This is a genomic window from Mesotoga sp. (assembly GCF_035363035.1).
Lineage (GTDB): Bacteria > Thermotogota > Thermotogae > Petrotogales > Kosmotogaceae > Mesotoga.
Map to the genome: position 1 here is coordinate 1 of NZ_DAOSEH010000154.1, position 2,934 is coordinate 2,934.

The 2,934-nt window shown below is 52.7% G+C and carries 1 protein-coding gene; it reads right to left on the reverse strand.

The annotated features are described in order from the left end of the window. Positions 1 to 2,905, reverse strand: a 2,905-nt coding sequence (locus PKX57_RS11870; RefSeq protein ID WP_472417518.1) for a PolC-type DNA polymerase III, incomplete at its 3' end; no start/stop codon positions are given. Positions 2,906 to 2,934: the final 29 nt, after the last annotated feature.

A 2,934-nucleotide genomic window follows, 5' to 3' on the forward strand; every position in this document is an offset into this window, starting at 1 on the left:
GCATTCCGCGGACGAACCCCGTTCCAAATTCGGGGATACCCAGAGTCCCCATATCAGTGCCTAGCTCCTGCGATCTGATACCGAGAGCCTTGACGGAGGAGAATATGGATAACGTGTCACGATCGTCCATCGGGATATCCTCGGGGTCTATTCCGGTTATATCCTTGAGCATTTTTATGAAGGTGGGATCGTCATGGCCCAGAGCGTCTATCTTGACGAGATCGTCGTGGATGACTTCATAGGCGAAGTGAGTCGTCAGCGTGGAGCTTTTCGTGTCGTTCGCCGGATGTTGAACCGGTGTGAAGTCGTGTACGTCCAGGTCCTTGGGGACGATCATCAGTCCTCCGGGGTGCTGCCCGGTGGTGCGCTTCACACCGCTTATTCCCCGGGCGATCCTCTCCTGTTCGGGTCTTCTGAAGGTTTTCCCGCTCTTTTCACTGTAGGCCCTGACAAAACCGTAAGCCGTTTTCTCCGCGAGCGTGGAGATCGTGCCGGCTCTGAAAACGTGGTCCCTTCCAAACAGCTCTTCTATGAAGGCATGAGCCCTTTCCTGGTATTCGCCGGAGAAGTTGAGATCTATATCGGGCACCTTGTCTCCCTCGAATCCCAGAAAAGTCTCGAAGGGGATACTCTGGCCGTTCTTCTTCATCTTTCGCGAACAGGTGGGACAGAATTTGTCCGGTAGATCGTAACCGGATTCGATATCGGTTTCAGGAAAGATCGAATTCCCGCATTCGGGACAGAGGTAGTGAGGCGGCAGCGGGTTGACCTCGGTTATCCCTATAACGTTGGCCACCAGCGAGCTACCGACTGAACCTCTCGAACCCACCATATAACCGTCTTCGTTAGATTTCTGCACCATCTTCTGGGCGATCAGGTAGAGAACGGCGTAACCGTGGCCGATTATCGCGTTCAACTCCTTCTCCAGACGTTTTTCTACTATCTCCGGAAGCGGATTACCGTAGATCCTTCTGGCGTTCTCCATGGTGAGTCTTCTTACTTCGTCTTCCGCGCCCTCTATGATCGGTGGGTGTAGCTTTCCCCGAACGGGAACTATCTCCTCGATAAGCGAGGAGATATATCTGGTGTTATCAATCACTACCTCACGCGCGATGGCCTCGTCCTCGAAGATCTCCATGGCTTTGGCCAGCATCTCTTCGGTCGTGTGGAGGTGAAGGTCCGGCTGGTTCTGGAAATTTTCGTAATCCTGCGCCGCGTTTATCGCCGCCCTGAAAATCTTCTCGTGGGGTTCCAAGAAGTGGACGTCGCCGGTCATTACGACGGGTATGTTGAGTTTCTTTCCGACTTTGTAGAACTCCCTGTACATATTCTTCAAAGTCTCTGCGGATATGTTTGCCTCTCCCTCGGTCGAATCGACAGTATCCAGAGGCATCACCTCGATATAATCGTAGAACTTGGCAATCTCCTCCAGTTCATCGGTGTTCGCCCCGGAGATGTAGGAACGCGCGAACTCGCCGGAAATACAGGCCGTGCCTATCAGCAAACCTTCACGCAGTTCGTTGAGAACGCTCTTGGGAATTCTCGGTTTCATGTAATAGTGCTCGGTGTGTGAGACGGTCACGAGCCTGTAAAGATTTCCCAGTCCCTTCTTGTTTCTGGCCAGAATACTTATGTGGATGGGCTTGAGGGAGTTCAGGTTCAAGTTCTTCCTGAGTCTGTCGAGCTCGGCGACTTTCTCGACGCCCCTCTTTTTTGCCATGGAGATGAACTTTCTGAGGACCTCCGAGGTGACTCTGGCGTCTTCGCTGGCCCTGTGATGCTCGAAGTGGCCGAGCTTCAATTTTTTGACGATGGTATCCAGCGAGTAACTCTTAGATTTTATGAGGCTTTTAGCGAGTGCCAGTGTGTCTATGCAGGGCATTTCCCAGTCTCCTCCGAAATGCTTCTTGACCGTGTTGCGCACGAAGCCGTAATCGAAGAGGGCGTTGTGGGCCACCAGTATGGAGCCTTCGCAGAACTTTATGAATCCCGGGAGAACGGTCTTTATGTCTTGTGCGCTCTCCAGATCCTCGTTGGTTATTCCGGTTATGCTGGTGATCAGTGAAGAGACCTCTTTAGACGGTTTGACGAAGGAAGAGAAGGTGTCGATTATCTCGTTGCCCTCCACTCTCACGGCGCCGATCTCTATTATTTCGTCCTCTTTGGGGTTCAGGCCGGTCGTCTCGAGGTCGAAGACCACGAAAGAAGCTTCCTCCAGCGAGAGGGTCTCGTCTTGAAGGTTGTACAGGATCGGCTCGGAATCGTTTATCATGTAGCCTTCCATGCCGAAGATGGCCTTTATTCCGGCCTTCTTGGCCTCGAAGTAAAACTCGGGAATCGACTGCACGATGCCGTGGTCCGTTATGGCGACGGCGTCATGGTTCCACTCTTTCAGGGTCTTGATAAGGTTTTTGGTCTCGACCACAGAATCCAGGGCGCTCATCTTGGTGTGAAGGTGAAGCTCGACTCTTTTGACGGGAGCGTTGTCCTCTCTTCGCGCAAGGCTCGTTCTGACGATATCCCTCGGCACCAGGACATCCTCCTTCAGCCACGTATCGGTCTCCATCTTTCCCCTGACGGTTATTTCGTCACCGTCTTCGAGCCTGGTGGAGAGGTTTTTCGCATCTTCACGCGTGATCCTCACGCAGAGAGAATCGGTGTGATCTGTGAGGTTGAACATGAGGACCGGGAAGCGGTTGTTCCGGAACTCGAGCCCGAAAACTTTTCCGCTGACTACCAGGTCGCTCTCGTTGCCTATTACCTCGCTCATAGTTCTGGAAACGGCCTTTATTTCCCTGCCAAGCAGGATTCTCTCCACGATCGCAGATTTAGGTTCCGGCTGTTTTTCGATTTCTCTCTCAAGGATAACGGCTTCTGCGAGAGCCTCCGCTTCGGCTTCTGGCATCTCCTCAAGAGTTATCTCGAAAGGTATCG